The organism is Hymenobacter sp. GOD-10R (genome assembly GCF_035609205.1).
GTDB lineage: Bacteria > Bacteroidota > Bacteroidia > Cytophagales > Hymenobacteraceae > Hymenobacter.
In genome coordinates this window covers 4,006,375-4,029,348 of record NZ_CP141184.1, presented here as the reverse complement: position 1 = coordinate 4,029,348, position 22,974 = coordinate 4,006,375, and the positions used below count along the sequence as shown (strand labels likewise).

General features: G+C 56.5%; 15 protein-coding genes. 12 read left to right on the top strand and 3 right to left on the bottom strand.

The window, feature by feature from the left end; genetic code table 11:
* Positions 1-190: 190 nt before the first annotated feature.
* Positions 191-934, bottom strand: a complete 744-nt coding sequence (gene rpiA / locus SD425_RS16020; protein ID WP_324670945.1) for a ribose-5-phosphate isomerase RpiA — start codon at positions 932-934, stop codon at positions 191-193.
* A 248-nt stretch (positions 935-1,182) separates the two neighbouring features.
* On the opposite strand from rpiA, the gene SD425_RS16015 reads away from it, so the two are divergent.
* The 12 genes from SD425_RS16015 (at position 1,183) to SD425_RS15960 (ending at position 20,275) form a co-directional block, all read left to right on the top strand.
* Positions 1,183-2,277, top strand: a complete 1,095-nt coding sequence (locus tag SD425_RS16015) for a sensor histidine kinase (protein WP_324670944.1) — start codon at positions 1,183-1,185, stop codon at positions 2,275-2,277.
* Between the two features lie 11 nt (positions 2,278-2,288).
* Positions 2,289-3,104, top strand: a complete 816-nt coding sequence (locus tag SD425_RS16010) for a LytTR family DNA-binding domain-containing protein (RefSeq protein ID WP_324670943.1) — start codon at positions 2,289-2,291, stop codon at positions 3,102-3,104.
* 129 nt (positions 3,105-3,233) lie between these two features.
* Positions 3,234-3,719: a DUF305 domain-containing protein gene (locus tag SD425_RS16005; protein WP_324670942.1), complete on the top strand. Its 486-nt coding sequence runs from the start codon at positions 3,234-3,236 to the stop codon at positions 3,717-3,719.
* A 24-nt stretch (positions 3,720-3,743) separates the two neighbouring features.
* On the top strand, positions 3,744-5,150 hold the full coding sequence (locus tag SD425_RS16000; protein ID WP_324670941.1) for a YncE family protein: 1,407 nt from the start codon (positions 3,744-3,746) through the stop codon (positions 5,148-5,150).
* A 362-nt stretch (positions 5,151-5,512) separates the two neighbouring features.
* Entirely contained in the window at positions 5,513-8,581 is a 3,069-nt protein-coding gene (locus SD425_RS15995) for a TonB-dependent receptor (RefSeq protein WP_324670940.1), read from the top strand.
* A 29-nt stretch (positions 8,582-8,610) separates the two neighbouring features.
* Positions 8,611-10,032: a RagB/SusD family nutrient uptake outer membrane protein gene (locus SD425_RS15990; protein WP_324670939.1), complete on the top strand. Its 1,422-nt coding sequence runs from the start codon at positions 8,611-8,613 to the stop codon at positions 10,030-10,032.
* A complete protein-coding gene (locus SD425_RS15985) occupies positions 10,032-11,231 on the top strand; it encodes an alginate lyase family protein (protein ID WP_324670938.1) in 1,200 nt (399 codons plus the stop codon). The genes SD425_RS15990 and SD425_RS15985 overlap by 1 nt, the downstream gene beginning before the upstream one ends.
* A gap of 226 nt (positions 11,232-11,457) precedes the next feature.
* Complete coding sequence (locus tag SD425_RS15980) at positions 11,458-12,273, top strand: SDR family oxidoreductase (RefSeq protein ID WP_324670937.1); 816 nt, start codon at positions 11,458-11,460, stop codon at positions 12,271-12,273.
* Between the two features lie 19 nt (positions 12,274-12,292).
* Positions 12,293-13,468, top strand: a complete 1,176-nt coding sequence (gene uxuA / locus SD425_RS15975; RefSeq protein WP_324679557.1) for a mannonate dehydratase — start codon at positions 12,293-12,295, stop codon at positions 13,466-13,468.
* Positions 13,469-13,728: 260 nt separating this feature from the next.
* Positions 13,729-16,191: a glycoside hydrolase family 2 TIM barrel-domain containing protein gene (locus tag SD425_RS15970; protein ID WP_324670936.1), complete on the top strand. Its 2,463-nt coding sequence runs from the start codon at positions 13,729-13,731 to the stop codon at positions 16,189-16,191.
* Positions 16,192-16,332: 141 nt separating this feature from the next.
* Positions 16,333-19,041 (top strand): glycoside hydrolase family 2 TIM barrel-domain containing protein, encoded by a 2,709-nt coding sequence (locus SD425_RS15965; RefSeq protein WP_324670935.1) that lies wholly within the window; start codon positions 16,333-16,335, stop codon positions 19,039-19,041.
* Between the two features lie 217 nt (positions 19,042-19,258).
* Positions 19,259-20,275: a LacI family DNA-binding transcriptional regulator gene (locus tag SD425_RS15960; protein WP_324670934.1), complete on the top strand. Its 1,017-nt coding sequence runs from the start codon at positions 19,259-19,261 to the stop codon at positions 20,273-20,275.
* A gap of 154 nt (positions 20,276-20,429) precedes the next feature.
* Here SD425_RS15960 and SD425_RS15955 read toward each other — a convergent pair whose 3' ends face one another.
* Together SD425_RS15955 and SD425_RS15950 are read right to left on the bottom strand one after the other, a co-directional pair.
* Entirely contained in the window at positions 20,430-21,665 is a 1,236-nt protein-coding gene (locus SD425_RS15955; protein WP_324670933.1) for a glycoside hydrolase family 88 protein, read from the bottom strand.
* Between the two features lie 58 nt (positions 21,666-21,723).
* Positions 21,724-22,878 (bottom strand): alginate lyase family protein, encoded by a 1,155-nt coding sequence (locus SD425_RS15950; protein WP_324670932.1) that lies wholly within the window; start codon positions 22,876-22,878, stop codon positions 21,724-21,726.
* Between the last annotated feature and the right edge of the window lie 96 nt (positions 22,879-22,974).

Below are 22,974 nucleotides of genomic sequence, written 5' to 3'. Positions count from 1 at the left end.
CGGGTTGTGCTATTCGTGCAATGATATGCGTCTGGTTCACAGGTTGATATCTTGCAATCAACCCGCCTGCGAAGCTGCTAGGATGGAATGTCCCGAAAAACAAACAGGCTGAAAACCGTCGGTCTTCAGCCTGTTTGTAACTATCTCGAACGTGCGCAAAAGCCTTGGCTTTGTACTAGCAAAGCATGAGCTAGGGCAAATCGGCAAACTCGCTTGCCGGGGTGGGCGCTTGGCCGGGCCGTATTACCTGCACTTCTTCGCCATTAGCAATGAGCGCCGCTTTTGCCAGACCTAAGAACAAGCCTTGCTCCACAATACCAGGGATGTTTTGCAACTGGTGCATCAGGTGCTCCGGGTCAGAGATAACATTGAAGTAGCAGTCCACCAATAGGTTGTTCTGGTCGGAACGGTAAAGCTGGTCCGAACCTGTGTGCGCCATACGCACTTGGGGGGCGCCACCTAGCTTTTCGACGGCATCCATCACCCACGGCAGCGCAAACGGCACCACTTCGAGGGGCAGGGGGAAGCGACCTAGCTGGGGCACCAGCTTCGTAGAGTCGACAATAACCAGGAGGTAGTCCGAAGCCGTTTCCAGCAGCTTTTCGCGCAGCAAAGCGCCCCCGCCACCTTTAATGAGCCGTAGCTGCCCATCCAGCTCGTCGGCGCCATCCACGGCGAGGTCGAAGCGTAGCCCGCGGCAAGGCTCCACCAGCGGAATACCCAATTGCCGGGCTAGGTTCTCGCTGGCCAGCGACGTAGCCGTGCCTTGCACGCGCAGCTTTCCGGCTTGCACCGCCTCGCCCAGCAAGTTGATGAAGGCGGCCGAGGTGCTGCCGGTACCTAGGCTCAGGAGCATACCATCGCGCACCCAACGAAGGGCGGCGGCGGCGGCATGACGCTTTTCTAGTGCGAGCTGGCTTTGGTCTGGAGTCATGAGGAGTGGTTTTGGGCTCGGATAACAAGCGGATTCAGGTCGGCAATATTAGTGAATGCTCTTCAGACGGGCGGTGCGATTTGCCAGCATTATCTATTCGGCACAGCTGCTGGCCTGACGCCGTAGGCGTCGGACTAGCAGACGACCGCAGCGACTGACAGACGTACAGAAATCCATTCTAGCACGTAATAGAGGCAACTCACCCCTTGGTTCAGCGGGCGTCCGCACCGGTTGAGTACCTTTAAAGCATGGGTAGAAACTCGAAAGAAGCCAGCGCTAGCCCGCAGCCGCTGCTCAGCGGCCGCACCATTGCCGTCGCGTGGCTGCTGTTCAGCGTCTTCATGGTGCTGCTGGTTTTCATGCAAAACCTATCTACCGGCACGCCTACCGACTGGCGCGACGCGCTAGGTGGCCGGTTGCTGCATGGACTAATCTGGGGCTTACTCACGCCCCTGGTGTTCTGGCTCGCCCGGCGTTTCGATCTGACGGGGAACCGTTACCGCTTGCTTTATCTGCTGGTGCACGCGGTAGCTAGCTACGGCCTGACGCTTATTTACCGCTTAGTTTACGCGGGCATGATGCACGTAGTGGTAGAACCAGGCAGCGGATTTAAGCTGGCGGCAGTAGTACTGAATGCCAACGTGTGGGTGCCCATTTACTGGATGCTGCTGTGCATCGCCTACGCCGTACAATACCAGGAGCGCTACCGTGAAGGCCAGCTGCGCGCTGCCCACTTAGAAACCCAGCTTGTGCAGGCCCAGCTCCAGGCCCTGAAGATGCAGTTGCAGCCGCACTTTCTGTTCAACTCTATGAACGCCATTTCGGCTCTCATGACCGAGGATGTGAAGACGGCGCGGCGCATGCTCGCCAAGCTAAGTCAATTTTTGCGGCTAGTGCTGGAAGGCACTGAGGAGCAGGAAGTGACCCTGGAAAAAGAAATGCAGCTCACGCGCCTGTACCTGGAAATTGAGCAAATTCGCTTTCCCGACCGCCTTGCGGTGCACTACGACCTAGCCCCCGAAACCCTAGGGGCGTTGCTCCCGACGCTACTGCTGCAACCCGTAGTAGAAAACGCAGTGCGCCATGGCATTGCGCCCCATGCAGGTGCCGGTCAGCTTGCCCTCACGGCCCGGCGCCAAGCCGACCGGCTGGTGCTGGAGGTGAAAGACGACGGGCGCGGCGCCGACGGCTCTATGGCTTGGGGCATTGGGCTGCGCAACTTGCAGAACCGGCTGGCCGCCCTCTACGGCAACCAGTACACTTTCGAGGTCGAGACGGCACCCAATGAAGGTTTTTGCCTGCACATCTCCTTGCCTTATCGCCAACCTGCCCTCGCTTCCTAACTCCGCTGTGCATGGACCCAATCCGCGCCTTACTGGTCGACGATGAACCGCTGGCCCGCCGCCTCCTACGGGAATTGCTAACTGACTTTCCGCGGGTGGAAGTGACTGGCGAGTGCACCAACGGCCGCGAGGCACTAGAAGCGCTCCAAGCCAATACCTACGACCTAGCTTTCCTTGATGTGCAAATGCCTGACCTCGACGGTGTGCAGGTGCTCCGCCAGCTAATCGAAGCAGGTCAACGACTGCCGCTTATTGTTTTTACGACGGCCTACGACCAGTATGCCGTGCAGGCGTTCGCCTTGCACGCCGTCGACTACTTGCTCAAGCCCATCGACCCTGACCGGTTTGCCGATTGCCTAGCTAGCGTGCAGCAGCGACTCGCCCAGCAGCAAAGCCACGCCGTAAGCACCCACCTAGCTTCCCTGCTGGGGGCGTGGCCGGTAGCTACTGCTGCGCCTGTTGCGTCGGACTCAGCTTCGGAAGTGCCTGAATACCAGGATCGGTTTCTGATTCGCACAACGGAGCGTAACTTCTTCGTGCCTGCCGCTGAGGTGTTGTATCTGGAAGCTACCGGCAGCGTGGTTACCCTGCACACCCTCGCGGAGCCATATACACTACGGACGCCGCTCACCCAGCTGGAGAGTCGCCTGGACCCCGCTACCTTTCTGCGCATTCATCGCTCTTGCATCATCAACGTGGATCATATCCGCGAATTCAAGCACTGGGCGCACGGCGAGTACGTGTTTCGGATGAACAACGGGGCGTACGTGACGTCGTCGCGTAGCTACAGTGCCGTTATTCAGCAGTTTCTGAAGCGCTTCGCTTAGAAGCTAGGCCGGCATAAGGCCCATTCGCCCTAGAATAAGGCCAGCTTGCCGCGCCTGGCGTATAGCGCGCCTGACCTAGCCCGTACGTTTGTGTAGTTCCTGCTTCTGGGGACTCGCAACGTATTGGTTATGAAGAACTCCTTGCTTTTTCTCGCGCTGCTAGTTGGCTTATCGGCGGCCCACGCCCAAGGTCATACCGGGCACAGCATGTCGGCGGCAATGACCATGAGCGGCATGGCGCACGACATGTCGGGTATGACGAGCATGGCGGGCATGCACCACCCTAGCTTGCCCGCCGGCTCGCCCCAAGCCGCCTTTCACCAGCAGATGGATTCGGTGATGACTGTGATGGACAAGGGTATGCAGGCCATGGGTGGCGTTTCGCCCGCCGACATCGACGCTAGCTTCGCGGCTATGATGGTGCCCCACCACCAAGGCGCCGTGGATATGGCCCGCCTGCAGCTGCTCTACGGCAAAGACCCGGAGCTGCGCCGCCTAGCTCAAAGCATCATCGCGGAGCAGCAAATCGAAATTCAGCAAATGGATGCGTGGCTGCGCAAACACCAGGACAAGGCCACCAGCGTAGCGCCTGCCGTGCCCGCGCACCAACACTAAATCATCTTCCTCTTCCTTCCTGCTATGAAATATTTGCTTTCCGGGCTGCTGGTATTCAGTGCCCTAGCTAGCCGCGCGCAAGCCGTGAGCCACCGCGACCGGGTGTACACCGCCGACCAGATTTCTAATACTGTCTCGGTCATTGACCCCGCTGACAATAAGTTGCTGGGCCAAATTATCCTTGGTAAGCCCCAACCCGACATCCTCTCTGCCCTCTACAAAGGGCAGGCGCTGGTGCACGGCCTAGGTTTCGCGCCCGACCACAAGACCCTGGCCGTGGTGTCTATTGGCTCGAACAATCTCACCTTCATCAACCCCGCCACCAACGCCATCAAGGGTAGTGTGTACGTGGGCCGGGCCCCGCACGAACCCACGTTCAAGCCTAACGGCAAAGAGGTGTGGGTGACGGTGCGCGGCGAAGATTACGTGTCGGTCATTGACGTGGCCACCATGCGCGAAACGCGCCGCGTGCAAGTAGCTAACGGGCCGGGCATGGTGGCCTTCAGCCCCGATGGCAAGCTAGCTTTCGTGTGCTCCAGCTTTTCACCCGAGCTGACGGTGGTGGACGCTAACACGTACAAAATCGTCAAGCACATTCCCGTCGTAAGTCCGTTTTCGCCCAACATCTTTCCTACTAAAGACGGCCAGCAGATCTGGTTCACGCATAAGGACGTGGGCAAAGTGTCGGTGCTGGACGTGAAGACGTTGAGCATCATGAAAGTGCTCGACACCGGGCCCATCACCAACCACGTCACGACTTTGGAAACGAGTCAGGGAAAAGTGGCCTACGTGAGTGTGGGCGGCGAAGACGTGGTGAAAGTGTACTCGCGGGAACCAGGTTTCAAGCAGCTGGCGACTATTCCGGTCGGGAGCTTACCGCACGGCATCTGGTCCTCCGGTGATGCCAGCCGCGTGTACGTAAACCTGGAAAACGGGGACTCAGTCGTAGCGATTAACACGGCCACCAATACAGTGCTGGCCAAGATGAAGGTAGGGCAGGCCCCGATGGCACTGGTCTACATCCCGAATGCGGTGCCGGCCGGCAGCCCCGAGACGGCCAACCTAGGTACCCAGTTGGTCGAGCGTCCTTCGGTGGTGCGCGAGCTAAAGCCTGTGGGCGCGGGCGCTGCTGGGGGTTCGCTGGTGCTGCGCTCCGAAGGGCTGGTCGACCTAGCTTCCTTCGCCTTGCGCAACCTAGCCCCCAATGCCGACTACGACATTTACCTCAGCAAAACCGCTCAGGCGCCGTACTCCCGCGACTACCCTTTGCTCACGGTGCACACCGACGCCAAAGGCGGCGTGATGGCCCAGACCCTAGGCCCCGTGCAAGACGTGAAAAACGCCGACCTAGGCATTGGCAGCAAAGCGTACCAACGAGTGGTAGTGGCGGCAAAAGCGGCAGGCAACGCGCCGGTGCTCGTGAGTGAATAGAGCCCGCTGGCGCAGCAGGCGGCTCATACCGTACCTAAGCTCACTGCGCACGACCTAGGTCAGAAGTAAAATACAAGGTGAGACCGTGCTAATGCACTGGCCGAAGCACCTCTGTCGCAATGGTAAGTAGTTACTGGGCGGTAGAGGTGCTTCGGCCAGTGCATTAGCGCGCCGTTGGTTTTTTCAACGGCTTCAGGAAAGCAGATAGCTGCTGTGGGGCTAGGTCTTGTGGTAGAGAAATTCTATGCCCAATGGTTTTCGCAAACGTTTTCGTAAAAAAATAATCCTCATTAGTCTTACACCAATGCAAAGTTGCTGTACTTACCCCTTCATATTCCCAAACCCACCCAAAAACCTATTCTATGCGAAGATTTACGCGTTTATTCGTGCTCTTTGCGGTCCTTATCAGCTATGTTGCGCAGGCGCAAAACCGGCAGATAACAGGCCGGGTACTTAGCGCTGCCGATAACGCACCTTTGCCGGGCGTGACGGTCGTTGTGAAAGGTACTACCAGCGGCAGCACCACCGACAGTGACGGCAAATTCTCCCTAACTGCACCCGCCAGCGACAGTCCAACGCTGGTGCTATCCTACATCGGTTTCGAAACCACGGAGGCGAAAGTAGGTAACGACGGCACTGTGACGGTGCGCCTCAAAGAGCAAACCACGGCCCTGAACGACGTGGTTGTGGTCGGCTATGGCACCCAGCGCAAGCGCGACGTGACCGGCTCCGTGGCCTCCGTGACGGCCGAGCAGGTGGCCGAAGTCCCCATCACCCGCGCCGACCAGATCTTGCAGGGGCGTGTGAGCGGCGTGCAGGTAACACAAACCAACTCCGAGCCCGGCGGCAACGTCTCGATTCGGATTCGGGGTACCAACTCCATCAACTCCGGCAACGAGCCGCTGTTTGTGGTCGACGGCTTCCCCGGCGCCGGCGACCTGAACTCGATCAACCCCAGTGATATCGAGAGCATTGAGGTGCTGAAAGATGCCTCCGCCACCGCTATTTATGGTTCGCGTGGTGCCAACGGCGTCATCATTATCACGACCAAAAAGGGCAAGGCGGGCCGCAACGCCATCAACTTTGAGGCTTACTCTGGCGTGAGCAACGTGCGCAAGAAGTACGATCTGATGACCGCGCCTCAGTTTGCCAACTACCTCAACGACGTTCAGACGTTGAACAACCTCGAAAACAAGACCACCACGGCGCTGCCCTACACCCAAGACCAGATTGCGGCCCTGGGCAAAGGCACCGACTGGCAGGATGCTATCTTCCAGCAAGGTCGCCAGAGCAACTACCAGCTAGGGTTCAACGGCGGCACTGAGGATACGCGCTACAACCTTAGCTTCAACTACTTCGATCAGGAAGGCATTATCCTGAACTCGGGCTTTCAGCGTGGCACGGTGCGCTTGAACCTCGATAAGAAGGTCAGCAACAAGATCAATGTTAATTTTTCGAGTCAGCTAGCCCGCACGCAGCAGAAGCTCACCACGGTGAACACCAACGGCGGTAGTGCCGGGGGGGTGTTGCTGGATGCTTTGCGGTTTAGTCCCATTCAGCCCGTGCGCGACGAGTTTGGCAACTATACCTTTCAAAACCAGCCGTTGCCCGCCGTCGAAATTGCTGGCAACCCGGTAGCATACGCCGAGAGTGCCAAGGACGCCCGCACCACGCTGCGCGCGCTGGTGAACGTAGCGGGCGAATACGAAATCATTCAGGGGCTGAAGCTGCGGATTTCGGGCGGCGCCGATCTGTTCAGCAATCAGCGCAATCAGTTTGTTCCTTCCACGGTGTACGTGGGGCAGAACACCAACGGCTCGGCCACCAAGGCCTCGAACAACAATTACAGTTGGCTCAACGAGAACACGCTGACGTTCGACCGTAAGCTCAACGCCAACAATGCCCTGAATGTGGTGGCTGGTCTGACCTTCCAGCAGTTTGTAAACGAAAACTACAGCGCCCTCGCTAACAACTTCTTCACCAATGCTTTGGGCAGCGACAACATCGGCATCGGGGCCAACGTGCTGACGCCTATCTCGGGCAAGAACGCCAACACCCTAGCTTCTTACTTCGGGCGGGTAAACTACCGCTTGTTTGAGCGCTACCTGTTCACCTTCACCATGCGTGCGGATGGCTCCTCGCGCTTTGGCCCGAACAATAAGTGGGGCTACTTCCCCTCAGCAGCTTTTGCTTATCGACTTATCGATGAGAAGTTTATGCAGGGCATTCAAGCGGTTAGTGACCTGAAGCTGCGGGCGAGCTACGGCATCACCGGCAACCAGGAAATCGGCTCGTACCAGTCGCTGGGGCGCTATGGCCTGAACGCCTACACGTCTGGGGCAACGCGCTTGGTTGGTCTGGCTGCTTCCAACGTGCCTAACCCCGACCTGAGCTGGGAATCGACCTCCTCAGCTGACTTCGGCATCGACCTAGCTTTGTTCAAGAACCGGATAAGCATCACGGCCGATTATTACTACAAGAAGACCAAAGACTTACTGCTGGAAGTTTCGATTCCGCAGACGACGGGCTTCTCGAATATTCTGCAAAATGCCGGGAGTGTGCAGAACAAAGGCTTCGAATTTGCGCTGACCACCGTGAACTTCGACGGGGCGAAGTTCTCCTGGAATACCAACCTGAATATCTCTTTGAACCGGAATAAAGTGGTGAATCTCAACGGCGAGTACCAGCGCTTTGTGGGGCAATCGAGCACGAGCATTTTCCCCGGCGCAACCGGTGCCACCAGCGTGCTGCGCGTGGGTGAACCGATTGGCTCCTTCTACGGCTACCAGTTCCTCGGTATCTGGCAGACGCCGGAGGAAATTACCGCCAGCGGCATCACCAACCTAGTGCGCCCCGGCGACCCTAAGTACGCCGACCAGAATGGCGACAAGAAGATTGACGCCAACGACCGCATCATTATCGGGCGGGCTCAGCCGAAGTTCATTTACGGCGTCACTAACAACTTCAACTTTGGGCCCGTGGGGGTGAGCATCTTCATCCAGGGCGTGCAGGGCTCCGACATCCTGAACCTGAACCGCTACGAGCTAGAGTCGGGCTTCACGACCACCAACAAGCTAGCCACTGTCGTGGACCGTTGGACCGGACCCGGCACCAGCAACACCATTCCAAAGGCCAACAGCGTGGTGCGCCGCAACACGGGCATCACGAGCGACATCGTGGAAAACGGCAGCTTCGTCCGCCTGAAAACGGCCACCATTACCTACACGATACCAGTGCCCAAGGCCATTACCAAAACGGTGAAAACGGCCAGCATCTACGTGACCGGCCAGAACCTGATTACGCTCACCAAGTACTCCGGCTACGACCCGGAAGTCAACTCGTTCGGCAACTCGGGCCTGAGCCTGAACACCGACTACAACGCCTTCCCCAACACTCGCACTTTCATCGGTGGCGTTCGGATTGGCTTCTAATTAACTGGCTAGCTTTCAATACTATCAACATGAAAAAGAAGATTCTTCTTCTCAGCCTGTGCACCCTAGGTCTTTTCACCTCCTGCGAGAAATTCCTGGAGGAAAAGCCCTACGATTTTCTGACGTCCAGTAACTTCTACCAAAACGAGAGCGACGCCATTGCGGGCCTGAACGGCGTGTTCAGCACCATGCAGGCCCAAACGCTCTACGGTCGCACCGTGTGGCTTGTCACGGAACTGCCCGGCGACTACATGACGGTAGTGGGCGCCACCACCGGCGACCGGGCCGAGCTAAGCCGGTTCTCCTTTACGGCCAACAACGGCGAGATAAGCTTCTGGTGGGTAAACCTTTATCGCATGATCAGTCGGGCCAACGACGTGATTGAGAAGGTGCCGCCCATCAGCATGAACGAGGCCAACAAAAACAACATCCTCGGCAATGCGCGCTTCCTGCGGGCGCTCGGCTACTTCGAGTTGGTGCGCTCGTACGGCGACGTGCCCCTGATCCTAGCTCCCATAAAAGGGCCCAACGACGACATTCGCCCTTCACGCACGCCCAAGGCGCAGGTTTACGACCAAATTATTGAGGATCTGAAGTTTGCCGAAGCCAACTGTCTGAAGGAAAACCAGATTACGGCCACCAACAAAGGTCGCGTGTCGAGCGGCGCAGCGGCGGCTATGCTCGCCAAAGTGTACCTGACGCGGGCCAGCACGGCCGATGCCAAGAGCTCGGATAACCAAGACGCGCTAGACGCCTGCAACCGCGTGATTAGCTCCAACTTATACAGCCTCTCGCCGGTGTACGGCGACGTGTTCTTGCCCGACAAAGAGAACGGGCCGGAGCACATTTTCTCGGTACAGTTTGACCTGCCGCCGAACGTGGGCAACATCATCGTGCGGCAGAACCTGCCGGCGGCCCTAGGTGGTTTCGCCTCGTTCACGGCCGAAGACTGGTTCGTGAAATCCTATGCCAACAACGATGTGCGCAAGGCCTGGAACCTGAGCAATCAAGCCGGTACCGCCACGCTGCCGCAGTACTACTTCAACAAGTTTCGCGACGACAAGCGCATCGGCAACGACTCGCGCGCCAACTGGCTCATCACCCGCTACGCCGACGTGCTGCTGATGCAGTCGGAGGCTATTAATAATATCAACGCGGGCGACGCCACAAAGTATCAGGGCATTAACCGCGTGCGGCAGCGGGCAGGCCTAGCTCCCTTGCCCACTACGGCTACTTCCAAAGACGCTTTCGTGGACTTACTGGTGCAGGAGCGGGCCTGGGAGCTGTGCGACGAAGGTCACCGCCGCTACGACCTAATCCGCTTGAACCGGTTGAAGCAGGTAGAAAAAGCCATCTTCAACCGGGACATCAACGATAACTTCCTGCTGTTTCCCATCCCACAAACGGAAGTGGTGCTCAATCCGAACCTGACGCAAAACCCTGGTTTTTAATGCTTCATTCTTGTAAACGTTGGCTAGGTTGCCTCGCGCTGTTCCTTTGGTTCGGCGCGGCGGCAGCTTATCCGGCGCCTCAAAGTTCGTTTTTGCTGCTCGATGCTGCGCAAATGGTCGCCTACAAAGCAGCCTATACGAAAGGCGGCACGGCGGAAGTACAGCAAGTAAAAACGTTGCTGAGCGATGCCGACAAAGCCCTAGGTCGCGGGCCGTACACCGTCATATCCAAAACCAAGCTGCCACCCAGCGGCGACAAGCACGACTTCATCTCGCAGGCCCCGTACTTCTGGCCCAATCCGGATAAGCCTGACGGTAAGCCTTACATCAACAAGGATGGCTTGGTCAATCCGGAGTCAACAGCGCTGAAGGATCAGGAGGAGCTAGGCAACGTGTGCAAAGACGCCAAAGCTTTAGGGCTAGCTTATTACTTCTCCGGCAATGAGAAATACGCGGCTCATGCGGCGAAGCTGTTGCGCACGTTCTTCTTGGACCCTGCTACCCGTATGAACCCCAACCTAAACTACGGGCAAGGCGTTCCTGGCTCCTCCGAGGGCCGCAGCTACGGCATTATTGCCACCCGTAACCTGGCTGAAATACCGGACGCGGTAGCCTTGCTGAGCGGTAGCAAGAGCGTAGATGCGAAGTTGGTGAGCGGCCTAAAGACTTGGTTTAAAGACTACAACACTTGGTTGTTGACCAGCAAGCTAGGCGTGGAAGAAGGCAACAACAAAAACAACCACGGCACCTTCTACGATGTGCAAGTCGTTGACTTTGCCCTCTTCACCGGTGACAAAGCCTTGGCTAAGAAGACCATCGAAACGCGCACTATTCCGCGCATCACGCTTCAGCTAGCCCCCGATGGTTCGCAGCCCTTGGAGCTGGAACGCACCCGCCCCTGGAACTACACCACCATGAATCTGCAAGGTTGGGTGCGGCTGGCGGTGCTGGCTAAGAAGGTTGACATCGACCTCTGGAATTACACTACGCCCGACGGCCGCAGCCTGCACAAAGCCGTGGCCTGGTTTCAACCTTACTTACTCCAAGAGAAGCAGATGGACCGCCAAGACGTGGTGCCCACCAGCAACTACACCATCCTAGCCCTATACAATCGCGCCAGCCGCGAGTACCCCGACTTGGATGCAGAGAAGGTGTTTGCGCAAAATACCTCCTACGCGAGAGTACCCTGGGCTATATAGAACATGCTGGAGTACCTCGCTTGGTTGCCCGATGTAGAGACGCATACTTGCGTCTCCTCTTTGAACGACCGGCGCTGAACAACTCGGGTTAAACAACATCAGCAACGATTGAGACACAACTATGTGTCTCTACACCTTCAGGCGTCAGCGAGATGTTTAGCCTTCATTCCTTCACTCAATCCTTACCTTGCCTCGCACACAAAATCATCACCTTCAACTCAGTAGCATGTCCGACAGTTTTTCCTTGCAAGACAAAGTAATTGTGGTAACCGGCGGGACCGGTATTTTGGGCGATTCGTTCGTCAACGGCATTGTGGAAGCGGGCGGCACTGTAGGCATCCTAGGCCGTAACGCTGAGGTGGCGCAAGAGCGCGCCGACGCTATCAACAGCCAAGGCGGCAAGGCCCTAGCCTTAGTGGCCGATGTGTTGCAGGAAGAGGAGCTACGTGCTGCGTGCGAGCAAGTACTAAGCAAGTTTGGCCGCATCGACGGGCTGGTGAACGGCGCTGGCGGCAATGGCCCCGATGGCGTGCTCGACCCTAGTGAAGACGTGTTCAAGATGAATATCGCTGGCATGAAGCGGGTGATGGAGCTGAACCTGTGGGGCACCATTATCCCCACGCAAGTATTTGGGCAGGCCATTGCCGAATCGGGTGGGGGCAGTATCGTGAATATCTCGTCGATGAACTCGAAGCGGGCCATTACGAAGGTGCTGGGCTACAACATGGGCAAGGCTGCTGTGGACTGCTATAACCAGTGGTTTGCGGTGGAAATGGCTAACCGCTACGGCGACAAGCTTCGCATGAACGCCCTAGCTCCCGGCTTCTTCCTGACCGAGCAAAACCGCAACCTGCTCACCAAACCGGAGGGCGGCTACACAGATCGTGGCCAGCTAGTTATAAAACAAACACCCTTCAAGCGCTTCGGCCAACCCGACGAGTTGAAAGGCGCTTTGGTATGGCTCCTGAGCGACGCCTCAAAATTTGTGACCGGTTCTATGATTTGTGTCGACGGTGGATTCTCCATTTTTGGCGGCGTTTAACTTAAAAGAGCAGCAAGAAATGGCGTACACAATGCAGCAAACCATGCGCTGGTTTGGCCCCAATGATCCTGTTAGTTTGGCCGACATTCGGCAAGCCGGCTGTGCTGGCGTCGTGACCGCTTTGCACCACTTGCCCAATGGGGTGGTGTGGCCGGTAGAGGAAATTCAGAAGCGAAAGGCTGAAATCGAAGCGGCCGGGCTAGTGTGGAGCGTGGTGGAGAGCGTGCCGGTGCACGAGAACATCAAGACGCAAACGGGCGAGTTTGAAACCTACATCAAGAACTACCAACAGTCGCTGCGCAACCTAGCCCAGTGCGGCATCTACATCGTCACCTACAACTTCATGCCGGTGCTCGACTGGACGCGCACCGACCTAGCTTTCACCGTCGCCGATGGCTCCAAAGCCCTGCGCTTCGAGCGGGCGGCGTTCGTCGCCTTCGACGTGCTCTTGCTTCAGCGCCGCAACGCCGAGCAGGATTACACGCCCGAGGAAATTGAGAAGGCAAGGCAGCGCTTCGCCGCCATGAGCGACGCCGACAAGCAATTGCTTCAGCGTAACATCATTGCGGGCCTGCCCGGCAGCGAGGAAAGCTTCACGTTGGCGCAATTCCAGCAGGCACTCGATACCTATGAGGGCATCGACGCGGCTAAGCTGCAAGCCAACCTCATCTACTTCCTGCAACAAGTGGTGCCCGTAGCGGAGGAAGTCGGCGTGAAGCTAGTCATCCACCCCGACGACCCGCCCTACAGCATCCTAGGTCTGCCGCGCGTGGTAAGCACAGCGGCCGATGTGGCGGCTTTGTTCGAGGCCGTCCCTTCACCGAGCAACGGCTTGTGCTTCTGCACGGGCTCCTTCGGTGTAATACCGAGCAACGACCTGCCCGCCATGGTGAAGCAGTTTGCTGACCGCATCAACTTCATCCACCTGCGTAGCACCCGCCGCAACGCCGAGGGCGACTTCTACGAAGACAATCACCTAGAAGGCGACGTAGATATGTTCAGCGTAGTGCGTGAGCTGCTCACCGCCATGCAAACCCGCCAGCTCAGCATCCCGATGCGCCCCGACCACGGCCACCAGATGCTCGACGATTTGAACAAGAAAACCAACCCCGGCTACTCCGGCATCGGCCGCCTACGCGGCCTGGCCGAGTTGCGTGGCCTAGAGCTAGGTATTCAGAAAAGCTTCTTTGAATAGGTAAGATGGCTCAGGTAAGAACGTCATGCTGAGCTTGCCGAAGCATCTCTACTGCTTCGTTGCGGATACCAGAACAATGTAGAGACGCGACACTTCGCGTCTCGGCGTTGCTAATGTTGTTTACCTAGGTTGTTCTAGGCGAATCGTTCAATGCCGAGACGCGAAGTGTCGCGTCTCTACAATCGACAACCGAAGCGGTAGAGATGCTTCGGCAAGCTCAGCATGACGTTCTATTTAGTTGAAGGCAGAAACACAGGATAGTGAGAAACAAGAAGTTGCTGCTGGTTTGGCTGGCTTTGGTGCTGAGCAGTGCGGCGTTTGGGCAGAAGAAAACCCGCCTAAACGACAACTGGGAATTTGTGCGCCAAGACCTAGGTGGCGTGTGGGAAGCCGTGCGCCCCGTGGTGGCTGGCAACCCCGAAAGCGTGCCGCTGTGGCAAAAAGTGACCTTGCCGCACTGCTTCAACGCCCTCGATGCCGTCGACCCGGACGTGAATTATTACCAAGGTCCCGGCTGGTACCGCACCCAACTCACCGTGCAGAACCCGTACGCTAGCGGCCACACGTTGCTGCACTTCGAAGGCGCCGGGCAGAAAACCGACGTCTACATCTACACCACCAAAGTCGGCAGTCACGTGGGCGGTTATGATGAATGGACCGTCGACATCACCCAAGCCATTGCTGATTTCCAAAAGACGGACGCTTACAAAACCCAGTTCAAAGGCAAAATCCCGCTTTCCATTCGCAGCGACAACTCGCGCGACTTGGAGATGATACCATCCGACTTGTCGGATTTTAATCTGTACGGCGGCATTTACCGCTATCTGAATCTGGAGTACGTGCCGGCTACATCCCTAGAGCGGCTGGTAGCCAAAGCGGAGGTTGACAAAATGAGCAAAGCAGGGCTGCTGACGATAAAAGCCGTTTTTCCGGAGTGGACGCAGGCCGCCAACGCGCAAGTTTCCGTGCGGCTACTTGACCCCAAAGGCAAGCAGATAGGAAAGTATCAAGCCACCGTTTCGGCCAAAGCCGGCGAGCAGGATATTTATCAATTTCAGGTGAAAAGCCCGCAGCTCTGGTCGCCAGATGCGCCGCAGCTCTACACGGTGCAAGTCAGCATTAAAGCGGGCGCTGACACGTATGAGCAGACCGAAAAGCTAGGTTTCCGCCATATCGAATTCGTAGAGCACGGGCCGTTTCTGCTCAACGGCAAACGCCTGTTGCTGCGCGGCACGCACCGCCACGAAGACCACGCCGGCGTCGCCGCGGCCATGACCGAGCCCATGATTCGGCAGGAGATGCGCATGATGAAAGACATGGGCGTCAACTTCATCCGGCTCGGGCACTACCAACAGTCGCGCATCGTGCTCAACCTCTGCGACAGCCTAGGTATTACGGTGTGGGAAGAAATTCCGTGGTGCCGGGGCGGGCTAGGAGGAGCGGAATATCAAAGCCAGGCCAAGCGCATGCTGACCCACATGATTCAGCAGCACTACAATCACCCGGCGGTCATCATCTGGGGGCTAGGCAACGAGAACGACTGGCCCGGCGACTTCCTCGAGTTCGACAAGGAGAAGATCCGCACCTTCATGAAGGAGCTAAATGCCCTTTCGCACCAGCTCGACGCCTCGCGCTACACCGCCATTCGCCGCTGCGACTTCTGCAAAGACATCCCCGATGTGTACTCGCCTTCTATCTGGGCGGGCTGGTACCGGGGCATTTACACCGAGTACAAGGATGTGACGGAGAAAGAGTTTAAGGATGTAAAACGCTTCCTGCACGTGGAATGGGGCGGTGACAGTCACGCCGGCCGCCACTCCGAAAACCCTGATAACGCCCTAGCTAAAATCAGCCGCGGCCAAGGCGCCGACGAGCGCTCCGGCGACGCCTCGCTGTTCGGTGGCAGCGCCCGCGTGTCGAAGGACGGCGACTGGAGCGAAAGCTACCTCTGCAACTTGGTCGACTGGCACCTGAAAGAGCAGGAGACCATGCCCTGGCTCAGCGGCACGGCGTACTGGCCGTTCAAGGATTTCTCCACGCCCGTGCGCCCCGACAACCCCATTCCCTACATGAACCAAAAGGGCGTAGTGGAGCGCGATTTCACCAAAAAGGAAGCCTACTACGTGTTCCAATCCTACTGGGCCACCAAGCCGATGGCGCACATCTACGGGCACTCGTGGCCGGTGCGCTGGGGCGAAGCGGGCGAGCAGAAGATGGTGAAAGTGTACTCCAATTGTGCCGAGGCCGAGCTGTTTGTCAACGGCAAAAGCTACGGCGTGAAAAAGCGAAACAGTCAAGACTTTCCGGCCGCTGGTCTACGCTGGCTGGTGCCGTTCAACAACACCGGCGACAACATTATTAAAGTAGTAGCTCGCCAAGGCAAAGCCGTGGTGGAAGACGAAATCCACCAGCGCTACCAAACCGAGAAATGGGCCAAGCCTGCCAAGCTGGTGGTAGAAAAGCTAGGTGAGCAAAATGGCCTCGCGACGGTACAGGTGAAGCTGCTGGATGCCAATGGCGTGCAGTGCCTGGATGCCGTCAGCTGGATCAACTTCTCGCTGAGCGGCGACGGACAATTAATGGATAACCTAGGCACGTCGTCGGGCTCGCGCAAAGTGCAGGCCTATAATGGTCGGGCTATCATTCGAGTGAAAACGAATGGCGGCAAGAGCGTGGTAGGCGTGAAGTCGGAGGGCTTAATGACGGAGCTACTGCCCCTGTAGCGCGAAGCTCCCGCTTCGCGCACCGTTGAACGACCGATGTTGCAACAGGCCCAGGTAGCCGTTCGGCGTCAACTGATGCCGACTAATTAGGTGTGCAATACCGAATGCGCCGTGGCGCATTCCTACATCATACAAGTCAAAATGCGCGCAAGGTTCTTCGTTTTTCTACTATTCAATGCGCTGCTGGCACTGCCCACGCTAGCCCAGCAACGGATTCTGCAATCCGTCAATGCCAACTGGCTCTTCCGCAAGGACGACGGCACCGATTACACCAAAACGCCAGCGGCCCCAACGCAAGGGTGGGAGAAAATATCGTTGCCGCACACCTGGAACGCCGCCGATGTCCTCGACGATGAGCCCGGCTACTATCGTGGCCTAGGTTGGTACAAAAAAATGCTCTACGTACCGGCTAATTGGCAAAAGCGCAGTGTGTACCTCTACTTCGAAGGAGCCAATCAGGAAACCGAAGTGTACGTGAACGGCCAATTAGCCGGGCGCCACGCGGGCGGGTATACAGCCTTTAGCTTTCCCGTGAGCAAATTGCTGAAGTTCAGCAACGAAGGCACGGTTGCCAACGAGGTAACGGTGAAGGTGAACAACCGCCACAACCCCGATATCCCGCCACTCTCCGCCGACTTCACCTTCTACGGCGGCCTCTACCGCGACGTGTACTTGCTGGCCGCTGACCCGGTGCACTTCGACCTAGATAATAATGCTTCGAGCGGCGTCTTCATCACCACGCCCAATGTGTCGGCGGAAGCCGCTGAAGTCGTGGTAAACGGTGCCATAACCAACGGTGCCGCGACAAACCGTAAGCTAGCTGTGCTCACGCAAGTACTCGACCGGGAAGGCCGCACCGTAGCCCAGCAGCGCACTAAGCTTAGTCTAAGAGCAGGGCAAAAGCTAGCTTTCAAGCAAACTTTCGGCAAGCTGCGCCAGCCGCACCTGTGGTCGCCCGACGACCCGTACCTGTACCGCGTTGTCTCAAGAATCGAGGACGGCAACGGGAACAAACCGCTCGATGAGGTGACCAATCCCCTAGGTTTGCGCTGGTTTCGGTTCGATGCCGACAAAGGCTTTTTCCTGAACGGCAAGCCGCTGAAACTGATCGGCACGAACCGCCACCAGGATTTTCCCGGTCTCGGCAACGCCTTGCCTGATGCTTTGCACGAGCAAGATGTGCGGCTGATCAAGCAGATGGGCGGCAACTTCCTGCGCATCTCGCACTACCCGCAAGACCCCACGGTGCTGCAAGCCTGCGACCGCCTCGGCATTCTGACCTCGGTGGAAATCCCGGTGGTGAATGCTATTACCGACTCCGAAGGCTTCTTCAATACCTGCAAAACCATGCAAGTGGAGATGATTCGGCAGGGCTTCAACCATCCGAGCGTCGTCATTTGGAACTACATGAACGAGGTGCTGCTGCGCCTGCCGGAAGGCATCAAGAAGGACAATGCCGCCGGCCAAGCGTACTTCAAGCGTGTGGCACAGCTCGCCCAGCAGCTCGACGACATTACCCGCCGCGAAGACCCGAGTCGCTACACCATGCTCGTCAACCACGGCGCGTTCGACCTCTACCGCGATGCCGGCCTGACCAGCATCCCGATGATCGTCGGCTGGAACCTCTACCAGGGTTGGTATTCCGGCGAACTAGAAGGCTTTGCCCAATACCTCGACCAGCACCACCGCGAGCTGTCCACCAAGCCCGTGCTGATAACCGAATACGGCGCCGACTCCGACCTGCGCCTGCATTCGTTTCAGCCCCAGCGCTTTGACAAGACGCAGGAATACGCCAACCGCTACCACCAGTACTATCTCAAGGCCATCATGGAGCGCCCGTTTGTGGCCGGCAGCACCGTTTGGAACCTAGCCGAGTTCAACTCCGAAAGCCGCCAAGAAGCCACGCCCCATATCAACACCAAGAGCCTACTCACCGCCGACCGTCAGCCCAAGGACGCCTACTTTTTCTACCAGGCAAACCTGCTCAAAACGCCCTTCGTAAAGATCGGCTCCCGCGGCTGGACGTTGCGCAGCGGCTTTGCGGGCGGCAGTGATTCGCTATTCTGCACGCAGCCAGTGGAGGTGTACACCAACCAGCCGAGTGTGCGCTTGGTGCTCAACGGCAAGGACCTAGGTAGTCAGCCGGCTACGTTTGGCGTGGCTAGGTTCCGGGTGCCATTTGTAAATGGCGTGAATCAGCTCAGCGCCCAAGTAGAAGGGCAACCCATTGATGATCAGGTTGACATTCAATTCAAGTTGCTACCCCGAAAGCTAGCTTCGGCGCAGTTGCCCTTCACCGAACTCAACGTCAGCCTCGGCGACCCGCGCTATTTCACCGACCCCAAGCTTCAGCAAGTGTGGGTTCCCGAACAGGCATACACGCCCGGCGGCTGGGGCTACGTGGGCGGTAAGGTGTTCAAGCTGCCCGGCAGTGGCCGCCTGCCCTTCGGCTCCGACCGCAACATCCTCGGCACCGAGTACGATGCCCTCTACGAAACCCAGCGCGTCGGTCTCACCCAATTCCGCCTCGATGTGCCAGATGGAGAGTACGAAGTAGTGCTGCACTTTGCCGAACTGGAAGCCGTGCCGCAAGGCGAGCAACTCGTGTACAACCTAGGTAACGGCGCCAATACTGCGGCCGATAAGAAAGCCAGCCGGTCGTTCGACGTGCTGCTCAACGGCCAGCCCGTGCTATCCGACCTAGGTACTGCGAACTACTTACAGCCGCTGCAAGCTGCTAGCTTCAAGTTCCCCGCTTCTGCCCAGCAAGGGCGAGGTATTATCGTCGAATTCAAAGCCAAAACTGGCGAAGCGGTGCTAAACGGCATCCAGGTAAAGCGTCTATATTAAGGGGCAGTCAAAATATCAACTTAGGTACAAGTAACTTAAAACAGAACGTCATGCTGAGCTTGTCGAAGCATCTCGCGTGCAATGGTAACTCCAATCGATAGGAAATTACCACTACATGCGAGATGCTTCGACAAGCTCAGCATGACAGGCACGTGATTCTAAAAATGTCCGCTCTATAAATAACGGCTTTTATAAACCACCTCACCCACCCAAACGCATGAAGTCCGTCAACTTAAAAGAACTCGCGCAAGAGCTGAATTTATCTATCTCGACAGTTTCAAAAGCTTTGCGTGATAATTATGAAATAGGGCAGGAAACAAAAGAACGAGTTAAGAAATTAGCACAAGAATTAAATTATGAGCCCAACCCGTACGCTAGTAGTCTGCGCAGAAAGAAGAGCAAAACGATTGGCGTAGTAATTCCAGAAGTTTCGAATAATTTCTTTTCGCAGGCTATCAATGGAATAGAAGAAGTAGCGCGCGAAAACGATTATCACGTCCTGATTTATTTAACCAACGAAAGCTACAGCCGTGAACTGACCATAACGCACCACCTCGCCAGCGGCCGTGTCGATGGTATTTTGATGTCCGTCTCCAGTGAAACGCGGGATTATGCGCACCTGAAAGAGTTGACTAGCAAGAATATACCCATGGTTTTTTTTGACCGGGTATGCGACGAGCTAGCCACGGCCAAAGTAACGACCAACGACTTCCAAAGTGGTTATATGGCCACGCAGCACCTGATAGAAGCGGGGTGCCGGTGCATAGCACACCTCCTGATATCTAATAACTTGTCTATTGGTCAAAAGCGTATGCAGGGCTACGTAAAAGCGCTGGAAGATTATGGAATTACCTGTGATGCTAGCTTGATAATAAATGGTGACAGAACTGATGCGGAAAACCGCGAAACGATGAAGCAGTTGCTACGCAACCGACCTGAGATTGATGGTATTTTTGCGTCGGTTGAGCGTTTGGCAATGAGTAGCTATGAAGCGTGTAAGGAGTTAAATATTGTTATTCCAGATGATATTAAAATTATAAGCTTTTCAAATTTGTATGTTGCTTCGTTGCTCGACCCGGCGCTAACCACTATTACGCAGCCGGCTTATTCCATTGGAAAAGAAGCAGCGAGAATATTATTTAGATCTCTCGATAGGAATAAGCCCGTTTTAGAAACTAATAGCTTAGAATTAAGCTCCGAGCTTATTAAAAGGAAATCAACAGCTGTTAATTAAAGTAATAAGAAGAACGTCATGCTGAGCTTGTCGAAGCATCTCGCGTGCGGTCGTTGCCAAAGTAATCTGATTAGCATTGCACGCGAGATGCTTCGGCAAGCTCAGCATGACGTTCTTATGTAATGCTAGGCGAATATATTAACCTAGGTTTCAGCTAGAACGCTAGGGTGCCTTTCTGCAAATCGTTTCGGCGCGTTAGGGCTTCCATGAAGTAGTAGTCCGCGTAGCTGAGGGGCACGTCTACTTCGGAGTTGGAGGGTTTGGAGCCGGTGCTGTGCAGGAGCAGAAACCCTTTGCTGCTGCCGGGGGCGGCCGTGTAGCTTTTGGCTAGGTTCCGCATCATTTTATCGGCTTTGCTACGGTAGAGGGCGCCGTTGGAGCTATAGGTGCTCAGCTCATACAAAGCGGATGCAATAACCGCGGCAGCCGACACGTCGCGGGGCTCGTTGGGGATGTTTGGCGCGTTGAAGTCCCAGTAGGGAATCAGGTCTTTCGGGAGGTTCGGGTGATTGAGGATGTACTGGGCAACATGTTCGGCTTGAGCTAGGTAGGCTTTGTTCTTGGTTTCGCGGTAGCACATAGTGTAGCCGTAGAGCGCCCAGCCCTGGCCCCGCGCCCACGCCGATTCGTTCGCGTAGCCTTGGTGCGTGGTGCGCTTCACCACGTTGCCGGTGGCTGAGTCATAATCCACCACGTGGTAAGAGCTGTAATCGGGGCGAAAGTGGTTTTTCATCGTGGTGTTGGCGTGCGCTACGGCTATTTTGTAGAAGCTAGAGTCGCCGGTGATGCGGGTGGCGACGAACAGCAGCTCTAGGTTCATCATGTTATCGATAATGACCGGGAAAGCCCACTTTTCGCGGCTGTGGTCCCAGGAGAGGAGGACGCCCACTTTGGGGTAAAAGCGGGTGCTGAGCGTGCGCGCGGCTTGCACTAGCACGTCGCGGTAAGCGGGATCTTTCGTGAAGCGGTAGCCAGTGCCGAAGCTGCAATACACCTTAAAGCCCATGTCGTGAGTGGTGCCATTGGTTTGCTCCTGCTCGATATTGGCCGTGGCCGCCCTAGCTGCCGTTTGCCACTTGTCCTTGTTGGTGAAGCCGTAGAGATACCACAGCTCGCCAGGGAAAAAGCCGCTGGTCCAGTCGCGCGAGGCTACCAGGGCTAGGTCGCCGTTGGGCTTCAGGCTACGCGGTGATACTAGTACGGCTTTCGTGTTCGACGTAGCCGCGGTAGCTGATTGCTGCTGCGCGGCTTTCGGAATCTCTTGGAGCATTACATCTGCTTGCGTTTCAGCTAGCTTCACTACCTTTTTAGTGAGGGCATCTTGGGCAAAACTGCTGGTAGCGCAGAGGCTAAGGGCAACCGTAAGCGTATAGAGGAAGGCTGGTTTCATGAAAGAAGGGGAGGGTTCGGGGTGGGGTGGCATTGCCGCTGAGCGGAGCGCTTTTAGGTTAGTTAAACCAGATAATGGGGTTACGAACTGGCAGATTGCGTATCACTTCTTCTACTTCCGGCGCGTGTTCTAGCTTTTGCCAGGTATGCAGCCACGCTTTATTCGAGAACTGGATGGCGCCTAGCGCCAGAAAAGGCTGCGCCACTGGCCATTCCTCCCAGTACATAACATCCTTAGGTAACGGCCATTTGCTCTTATCGGCCACGTAAGGGTACAGGTACTCAATGCCTTTCTTGATTGAGCGGCCGTCTGGTGTCTGATACTGCCACAGGTTATCAGACTTGCTAGAGAGAATAGCGCAGATCATCGTCATGGCATCCAGGTTGAAGAGGGAGTAGCCGTAAGGCTTAGTCCGCTTGAGTTCCTGCGGGAAGCTGCCATTGATGGTCATTTGGTTGGGGAGCAGCACCGTTTTGTAGCGGTTGCGGCAAAAAGCTAGGAGCTCTGCATTATCCGTCAGGCGAGCGAAAGACGCGACTTGCATCACCCAACAGGTGCCGTGGTTATTAGTGGCGTTCATCTCGTCTTTGCCGTATTGGTGCGTCGTGAGCCAAGTCAGGTATTGAGCAAACCAGTTTTTGATGCCAGCTAGGTCGGTGGTGGTAAAGTCTTTGGCATTTTGCATCACCAACACACCCTGCGCCACTTCCATCAGCTGAATGGTATCGATGATGCCAATGCCCCGACCGGTAAAACGCCCCTTAATAGCCTGTGCGTACAGTAGCGAGGGATTCATGCGCGTGTCCGGATCAGTAAACCACGCTTTAAGATGCACCAGCGCGTGCCGCACGTACTGCTCATCGCCCGTCAGCTTGTAGGCGGAAGCTAGCGCGCCAATGATGCGGCTAAAGCGAATCATGGCCTGGCGGTGCGCTACAAAATTGCCGGGGTTCGTGAGACCGTCGCGCTGTATGTAAGGCCCTTCGGGGTTATTGGGGTCGGGCCACCAGTAATCGCCTTCGGAGAAAAAGTCGTGCGGGGTGCCGGCGCTGCGCAGGGAGGTGCTGCTCGTGACGGTGACGGGGGCTTGCTGCAGCGCCCACGTGGCTTGGGTAAGCACGTAGTTGCGCAAGGTTTGAACAGCTTGCCGTTGTAGCTTTTTAGCCGGCACATCAGGTGGCGCCGACCAACCAACTACGCATCCTAAAAGCATAAGCAGGATGCACAGTACCTTCCTGCTCATTATTTTACTACTCATACTTGGTTAGCCAGTTCATCTCACACACCATGAACCATTCGAGGTTAACAA

Bases quoted from the DNA above. Each gene is read 5' to 3' on its own strand.
- SD425_RS16010 (WP_324670943.1), top strand. From the start codon at position 2,289: ATGGACCCAATCCGCGCCTTACTGGTCGACGATGAACCGCTGGCCCGC.
- SD425_RS15950 (WP_324670932.1), bottom strand. From the start codon at position 22,878: ATGCTTTTAGGATGCGTAGTTGGTTGGTCGGCGCCACCTGATGTGCCG.
- SD425_RS15965 (WP_324670935.1), top strand. From the start codon at position 16,333: ATGCGCGCAAGGTTCTTCGTTTTTCTACTATTCAATGCGCTGCTGGCA.
- rpiA (WP_324670945.1), bottom strand. From the start codon at position 934: ATGACTCCAGACCAAAGCCAGCTCGCACTAGAAAAGCGTCATGCCGCC.
- SD425_RS15955 (WP_324670933.1), bottom strand. From the start codon at position 21,665: ATGAAACCAGCCTTCCTCTATACGCTTACGGTTGCCCTTAGCCTCTGC.
- SD425_RS15960 (WP_324670934.1), top strand. From the start codon at position 19,259: ATGAAGTCCGTCAACTTAAAAGAACTCGCGCAAGAGCTGAATTTATCT.
- SD425_RS16005 (WP_324670942.1), top strand. From the start codon at position 3,234: ATGAAGAACTCCTTGCTTTTTCTCGCGCTGCTAGTTGGCTTATCGGCG.
- SD425_RS15980 (WP_324670937.1), top strand. From the start codon at position 11,458: ATGTCCGACAGTTTTTCCTTGCAAGACAAAGTAATTGTGGTAACCGGC.
- SD425_RS15995 (WP_324670940.1), top strand. From the start codon at position 5,513: ATGCGAAGATTTACGCGTTTATTCGTGCTCTTTGCGGTCCTTATCAGC.
- SD425_RS15985 (WP_324670938.1), top strand. From the start codon at position 10,032: ATGCTTCATTCTTGTAAACGTTGGCTAGGTTGCCTCGCGCTGTTCCTT.
- SD425_RS15990 (WP_324670939.1), top strand. From the start codon at position 8,611: ATGAAAAAGAAGATTCTTCTTCTCAGCCTGTGCACCCTAGGTCTTTTC.
- uxuA (WP_324679557.1), top strand. From the start codon at position 12,293: ATGGCGTACACAATGCAGCAAACCATGCGCTGGTTTGGCCCCAATGAT.
- SD425_RS16015 (WP_324670944.1), top strand. From the start codon at position 1,183: ATGGGTAGAAACTCGAAAGAAGCCAGCGCTAGCCCGCAGCCGCTGCTC.
- SD425_RS16000 (WP_324670941.1), top strand. From the start codon at position 3,744: ATGAAATATTTGCTTTCCGGGCTGCTGGTATTCAGTGCCCTAGCTAGC.